Origin of the sequence: Streptomyces sp. NPDC056948 (assembly GCF_042674225.1) — a bacterium.
Taxonomy (GTDB): domain Bacteria; phylum Actinomycetota; class Actinomycetes; order Streptomycetales; family Streptomycetaceae; genus Streptomyces; species Streptomyces purpurascens.
Genome location: NZ_JBHUQX010000448.1, coordinates 1 through 7250 on the forward strand (window position 1 = coordinate 1; position 7250 = coordinate 7250).

The following is a 7250-nucleotide window of genomic DNA, read 5'->3' on the forward strand; positions in this document are numbered from 1 at the left end:
CCCCGGGGGTGACCGCCCTCTCCGGCATTCCCGGGGACAGATCACCCAGCGCCACCCCGCGTTCGCGGTCGGCAACGCCCGGGCCACGCCACGGCGATGGCAGGGCACGGGCGCATAACAAGGTGGACAGAAGGGGTTTTCAGGCAGGTCTACGCGCGTTAATCTGCGGCGAAACCAGCGCCGAAGCTGAAACCGACCCGGCGCTTGTACGACAGGAGCACCCACACATGCGCCGGATTTCCCGGATCACGGTCGCAGGCGCAGCGACCGCTTCCCTGGCCCTCGCACTCTCCGCCTGCGGCAGCACCTCGACCTCTGCCGGGTCGTCGGACTCGAAGGGGAACAAGGGCCTCGCCATCGCGTACGACGTCGGCGGCAAGGGCGACCAGTCCTTCAACGACGCCGCGTACGCGGGTCTGGAGAAGGCGCAGAAGGACTTCGGCCACAAGACGGCCGACGTGGAGCCCACCGAGGGCGAGACCGACGCCGACAAGGAGCAGCGTCTGGTCTCGCTGGCGAAGCAGGGCCACAACCCGGTCATCGGCGTCGGCTACGCGTACGCCGCGGCCGTCAAGGGTGCCGCGGAGAAGTTCCCGGACACCACCTTCGGCATCGTCGACGACGCCACGATCAACACCAAGAACGTCGCCGACCTCGTCTTCAACGAGGAGCAGGCCTCCTACCTGGCCGGCGTCGCCGCCGCCAGGAGCACCAAGTCGAAGGTCGTCGGCTTCGTCGGCGGTGTGGACATCCCGCTGATCCACAAGTTCCAGGCGGGCTTCGCGCAGGGCGTCAAGGACACCGACCCGAAGGTCAAGGTGCTCTCCCAGTACCTGACGCAGACCGCCGAGGAGGGCGGCTTCGCCAGCCCCGACAAGGGCAAGACGGCCGCCGAGGGCCAGATCGAGAAGAAGGCCGACGTGGTCTACGCGGCCGCCGGTCTGTCCGGTCAGGGCGTGATCGAGGCCGCCGCCGCCAAGAAGGTCTGGGCGATCGGCGTCGACTCCGACCAGTACGAGCAGGCCGCCCTCGCCAAGTACAAGGACTTCATCCTGACCTCGGCGATGAAGGACGTCGCCAAGGCGGTGTACAACCTTGCGAAGTCGGTCGAGGACGGCAAGCCGGAGACCGGTATCGTTCGTGGCGATCTGAAGACCGGTGAGGTGAGCCTCTCGGACTCCAACCCGAAGTTCGCGGACGACGCCGAGCTTCAGGAAGCCATCGAGACGGCCAAGGAGAAGATCATCAGCGGCGAGATCAAGGTCAAGAGCAGCTGACGACTTACTGCCTCGAGCAGGCAGTGACCCCCGGGGGTCGCGTCCGCTCAACGGGGCGCGGGGAGGCTGCTCCCCGTGCCCCGTTGGCGCGGGGCGCCGGCCCCTTTGCATGCCGTAGGGGCGCTACGCGCGTAGACGACCCCCGTCCCCAGGAGAGTGCGTTATCAACGCGTCCAGCAGCCCTCCGGCCGGAGCGGCGGTCAACGAATCGGTGACCGCCGTCGAACTCGCCGGGATCACCAAGCGTTTCCCCGGCGTCGTGGCCAACCACGACATCCACCTCAGCGTCCGCAAGGGCACCGTCCACGCCCTCGTCGGTGAGAACGGCGCGGGCAAGTCGACGCTGATGAAGATCCTCTACGGCATGCAGAAGCCGGACGAGGGCACCATCGCCGTCAGCGGCGAGCAGGTCACCTTCTCGTCGCCGGCCGACGCCATCGTCCGCGGCATCGGCATGGTCCACCAGCACTTCATGCTCGCCGACAACCTCACGGTCCTCGAGAACGTGGTGCTCGGCAGTGAGAAGCTCTACGGCATCGGCGCCAAGGCCCGCCGCAAGATCAAGGAGCTCTCCGAGCGCTACGGCCTCGACGTCAAGCCCGACCTCCTGGTCGAGGAGCTCGGCGTCGCCGCCCGCCAGCGCGTGGAGATCCTCAAGGTCCTCTACCGCGGTGCCACCACCCTGATCCTCGACGAGCCCACGGCCGTCCTGGTGCCGCAGGAGGTCGACGCCCTCTTCGCCAACCTGCGCGAACTGAAGTCCGAGGGCCTGTCGGTCATCTTCATCTCGCACAAGCTCGGCGAAGTGCTCTCCGTCGCCGACGAGATCACCGTCATCCGCCGCGGCACCACCGTCGGTACGGCCGTCCCCGCCGAGACCACCCCGCGCCAGCTCGCCGAGATGATGGTGGGCAGCGAACTGCCCACGCCCGAGACGGCCGAGTCCACGGTCACCGACCGTCCGGTCCTCACCGTCGACCGGTTGCGCCTGGAAGCCCCCGGCGGCAAGGCCCTCCTCGACGACATCAGCTTCACCATCCACGCGGGCGAGGTCCTCGGCATCGCCGGCGTCGAGGGCAACGGCCAGACCGAGCTGGTCGACGCGCTCATCGGACTCAAGCACGCCGACTCCGGCACGATCACCCTCGCCGAGGAGGAGATCACCGCCTGGCCCACCCGCAGGCGCCGCGAGCAGGGCATCGGTTACATCCCCGAGGACCGGCACCGCCACGGCCTCCTCCTGGAGGCGCCCCTCTGGGAGAACCGCATCCTCGGCCACGTCACCGAGAAGCCCCTCGCCAAGGGCGTCTGGCTGGACCCGAAGGCGGCCCAGGAGGACACCCGCCGCATCGTCGAGGCCTACGACGTGCGCACCCCCGGCATCGACGTCACCGCCGCCTCCCTGTCCGGCGGCAACCAGCAGAAGCTGATCGTCGGCCGCGAGATGAGCCACAAGCCGCGCTTCCTGATCGCCGCCCACCCCACCCGGGGCGTGGACGTCGGTGCTCAGGCCGCCATCTGGGACCTCATCCGCGAGGCCCGCCGCGACGGCCTGGCCGTGCTGCTGATCTCCGCCGACCTGGACGAGCTGATCGGCCTGTCCGACACACTGCGCGTGATCTACAACGGCCGGCTGGTCGCGGACGCCGACCCGGCCGGCATCACCCCCGAGGAGCTCGGCTCGGCCATGACCGGTGCCGCGACCGGACACCTCGAGCACGAAGAGACCCCCGAGATCTCGAAGGCCGACGCCCCCGAGTCTCCGGAAGACGAGGCCCGCTGATGAAGAAGTTCGACAGGGAGCGCGTGCTCCTCGCGGTGGCCGGCCCGGTCATCGCGCTCGCCGTGGCCTTCGTCCTGATCGCGATCGTGCTGGTCGCGTCGGGCAAGAACCCGTTCGAGCCGTTCGCCCTGATGTTTGAGCAGCTCGGCTTCTCGGACATCCAGGTGCTGATCATCAACCAGGCGTCGATGTACTACATCGCGGCGCTCGCGGTGGCCATCGGCTTCCGGATGAACCTGTTCAACATCGGCGTCGACGGCCAGTACCAGCTCGCCGCCATGATGGCCGCCATCGTCGGCGCCCACGCGAGCCTGCCGGCCGCGATCCAGGTGCCGCTGCTGCTCCTGACCGCCGTCCTCACCGGCGCCTTCTGGGCCGGCATCGCCGGCATCCTCAAGGTCACCCGCGGCGTCAGCGAGGTCGTCGCCACGATCATGCTCAACGCGATCGCCACCTCGGTGATCTCCTACCTGTGGCTGCCGGACGTCTTCGGCGTGAAGGTCGGCAACAACAACACCACCGGCGAGATGCACGAGTCGGGCTGGATCCCCGGCATCGGCATGGGCGCGGCCGGCGAGATCTACGGCCTCGTCCTCCTCGCCGTACTGCTCGGCATCGGCTACTGGGTCGCCCTCAACCGCACCCGCTTCGGCTTCGACCTGCGCGCCTCCGGCGCCTCGACGACCGCGGCCGCGGCCAGCGGCGTCGACCCCAAGCGCATGGTGCTGACCGCCATGCTGCTCTCCGGCGGCCTCGCGGGCCTGGCCGGCCTGCCGATCCTGCTCGGCGACACCCACACCTACAGCCTGAACTTCCCCACCGGCATCGGCTTCCTCGGCATCGGCATCGCCCTGCTCGGCCGCAACAGCCCCGTCGGCATCGCCTTCGCCGCCCTGCTGTGGGCCTGGCTCGACAAGGCCTCGCCCGAACTGGACTTCCACGGCTACGACAAGGAGATCGCGGTCATCATGCAGGGCCTGATCGTGCTCTCGGTCGTCGTCTCCTACGAGGCCGTCCGCGAATGGGGCCTGCGCCGCCAGCAGCGCCGGGTCGGCGCCGAACTGGCCGCCGGTCACGTCCTCGGCACCACCCACAACACCACGAAGGAGGTGGCTGGCCGATGACCGCCCCTGTCACGTCGACCGACCTCAACCAGCCCACGCTGCAGCCCGCGGCGCCGACCGGCCGCCGGCTGTCGTGGCCCGTCCTGCTGCTGGTCATCGCCGGCGGCCTGGCGCTGACGTCGATCGTCCGCATCATCACCGGCGCCGACGGCATCACCAACGTCAGCCAGATGTCCACCGCACTCCAGCTCGCCGTGCCGATCGGCCTCGCCGGTCTCGGCGGCCTGTGGGCCGAGCGCGCGGGCGTCGTCAACATCGGCCTCGAGGGCATGATGATCCTCGGCACCTGGTTCGGCGCCTGGGCCGGGTTCCAGTGGGGCCCGTGGACCGGTGTCCTGGTGGGCATCGCGGGCGGCGCGATCGGCGGCCTGCTGCACGCCTTCGTCACCGTCACCTTCAACGTCAACCACATCGTCTCCGGTGTGGCCATCAACATCCTCGCCCTAGGGGCCACCCGCTACCTCGCGCCCCTCGCCTTCGAGGGCCACACGGGCGGCTCCGCCAAGCAGTCCCCGGCGGTGGACTCCCTCGGCAACTTCACGGTGCCGGGACTGTCCGACGCCCTGCGGGACCTCAACGCCCACGGCTGGTTCCTGATCTCGGACATCGCCGGCCTGCTCGGCGGCCTGGTCACCAACGTCTCCTGGCTGACCCTGATCGCCATCGCGCTGATCCCCGCCACCTGGTGGATCCTGTGGCGCACCGCCTTCGGCCTGCGGCTGCGCTCCTGCGGCGAGAACCCGGTCGCCGCCGAGTCCCTCGGCGTCAACGTCTACAAGTACAAGTACATCGCCGTGATCATCTCCGGCGGTCTGGCCGGCCTCGGCGGTGCCTTCCTGTCCATCGTGGCCAACCCCTTCTACCTGGAGGGCCAGGTCAGCGGCCGCGGCTACATCGGCCTCGCCGCGATGATCTTCGGTAACTGGATGCCCGGCGGCCTCGCCATCGGCGCGGGCCTGTTCGGCTACACCGACAGCCTCAACCTGCGCGGCGGCTCGGCCAACGTCCACGCCCTGCTGCTGCTCGGCGCGCTCCTGCTGCTCATCGGCGCCATCTGGCTGGTGGTCCGCAAGAAGTACGTCCACGCCGCGATCACCCTGATCGTCGGCGGCCTGGTCTTCGCCTGGTACGCGACCACCGACGAGGTCCCGAACCAGGTCGTCTCCGCCACGCCGTACGTCATCACCCTGGTGGTGCTCGCCCTGTCCGCGCAGCGCCTGAGGATGCCGAAGGCGAACGGCATGCCGTACCGGAAGGGGCAGGGCAAGTGACCGGCGCCGGCCCGGCCGTCGACTGGGAGAAGCTGCGCGCGGTGGCCCGGGACGCCATGTCCCGGGCGTACGCCCCCTACTCCGGCTACCCGGTGGGCGTGGCCGCCCTGGTCGACGACGGCCGGATCATCTCCGGCTGCAACGTCGAGAACGCCTCGTACGGGCTCTCCCTGTGCGCCGAGTGCGGCCTGGTGTCGGAGCTGCACAACACCGGCGGCGGCCGACTGACGCACTTCACCTGCGTCGACCGCGACGGCGACGCGCTCGTCCCGTGCGGCCGCTGCCGCCAGCTACTGCACGAGTTCGGCGGCCCGGACCTGCTCCTGGAGACCCCGGCGGGCATCGTGCCGCTGTCGGAGATGCTGCCCCAGGCCTTCGGCCCCGGCCACCTCAGCAAGTAACTCCCGTACGGTCCCCCTGAGTCGCTCAGCGACCTGCACAGGGGGGCCGTACGGCTTCTGGAATCCTCGGAAGGAAGCCCAAGCCATGGCCATGGACGCCATCTCCGTCATCCGCACCAAGCGGGACCGCGGCGAGCTCAGCGACGAACAGATCGACTGGGTCATCGACGCGTACACCCGCGGGGAGGTGGCCGACGAGCAGATGTCGGCCCTCGCGATGGCCATCCTGCTCAACGGTATGAACCGCCGTGAGATCGCCCGCTGGACCGCTGCGATGATCGCCTCCGGCGAGCGCATGGACTTCTCGTCCCTGTCCCGCCCGACGGCCGACAAGCACTCCACGGGCGGCGTGGGCGACAAGATCACGCTCCCGCTGGCCCCCCTGGTCGCCGCCTGCGGGGCCGCCGTACCCCAGCTCTCGGGCCGCGGCCTCGGCCACACCGGCGGCACGCTCGACAAGCTGGAGTCCATCCCCGGCTGGCGGGCGCTGCTCTCCAACGAGCAGATGCTGAACGTCCTGGACACCACCGGCGCGGTGATCTGCGCGGCGGGCGACGGCCTGGCCCCCGCGGACAAGAAGCTCTACGCCCTGCGCGACGTCACGGGCACGGTCGAGGCGATCCCCCTGATCGCCTCCTCGATCATGTCGAAGAAGATCGCCGAGGGCACGGGTTCGCTCGTCCTGGACGTCAAGGTCGGCACCGGCGCCTTCATGAAGACCCTGGCCGACGCCCGCGAACTGGCCTCCACGATGGTCGGCCTGGGCACGGACCACGGTGTTCGTACGGTCGCCCTGCTCACGGACATGTCGACCCCGCTCGGCCTCACCGCGGGCAACGCCCTGGAGGTCCGCGAGTCGGTGGAGGTCCTGGCGGGCGGCGGCCCGGCGGACGTGGTCGAACTGACCATCGCCCTGGCCCGCGAAATGCTGGATGCCGCCGGTGTGAAGGACGCCGACCCGGCCAAGGCCCTGGCCGACGGCTCCGCGATGGACGTCTGGCGCCGCATGATCACGGCCCAGGGCGGCGACCCGGACGCGGAGCTGCCGGTGGCCCGCGAGCAGCACGTGATCAAGGCGGGCGCCTCGGGCACCCTGACCCGCCTCGACGCCTACGACATCGGCATCGCCGCCTGGCGCCTCGGCGCGGGCCGCGCCCGCAAGGAGGACCCGGTCCAGGCAGGCGCAGGCATCGAACTCCACGCCAAGCCGGGCGACACGGTCCAGGAGGGCCAGCCCCTCCTCACCCTCCACACGGACACCCCCGACCGCTTCGACTACGCCCTCCAGGCGATCGAGGGCTCCCACGACATCGCCGCACCGGGGACGAACTTCACGGCGTCGCCGGTGGTGCTGGAGCGCATCGCCTGACCGGCAGTCCGAGGGCGCTTCTGTC

At 70.0% G+C, this 7250-nt stretch carries 6 protein-coding genes; all 6 read left to right on the top strand.

Annotated features, from left to right (window positions below; all coding sequences use genetic code 11):
* Positions 1-227: 227 nt before the first annotated feature.
* The 6 genes from ACFTZL_RS37745 to ACFTZL_RS37770 all read left to right on the top strand — a co-directional run bounded on the left by ACFTZL_RS37745 (position 228) and on the right by ACFTZL_RS37770 (position 7225).
* Positions 228-1277: a BMP family protein gene (locus ACFTZL_RS37745; protein WP_382592792.1), complete on the top strand. Its 1050-nt coding sequence runs from the start codon at positions 228-230 to the stop codon at positions 1275-1277.
* 211 nt (positions 1278-1488) lie between these two features.
* Positions 1489-3060, top strand: a complete 1572-nt coding sequence (locus tag ACFTZL_RS37750) for an ABC transporter ATP-binding protein (protein ID WP_382592795.1) — start codon at positions 1489-1491, stop codon at positions 3058-3060.
* Entirely contained in the window at positions 3060-4184 is a 1125-nt protein-coding gene (locus ACFTZL_RS37755; protein WP_382592798.1) for an ABC transporter permease, read from the top strand. The genes ACFTZL_RS37750 and ACFTZL_RS37755 overlap by 1 nt, the downstream gene beginning before the upstream one ends.
* Positions 4181-5455 (top strand): ABC transporter permease, encoded by a 1275-nt coding sequence (locus tag ACFTZL_RS37760; protein WP_382592801.1) that lies wholly within the window; start codon positions 4181-4183, stop codon positions 5453-5455. Before ACFTZL_RS37755 ends, ACFTZL_RS37760 begins: the two co-directional genes overlap by 4 nt.
* Complete coding sequence (locus tag ACFTZL_RS37765) at positions 5452-5856, top strand: cytidine deaminase (protein ID WP_382592804.1); 405 nt, start codon at positions 5452-5454, stop codon at positions 5854-5856. The genes ACFTZL_RS37760 and ACFTZL_RS37765 overlap by 4 nt, the downstream gene beginning before the upstream one ends.
* 91 nt (positions 5857-5947) lie before the next feature.
* Positions 5948-7225: a thymidine phosphorylase gene (locus ACFTZL_RS37770; RefSeq protein WP_382592807.1), complete on the top strand. Its 1278-nt coding sequence runs from the start codon at positions 5948-5950 to the stop codon at positions 7223-7225.
* Positions 7226-7250: the final 25 nt, after the last annotated feature.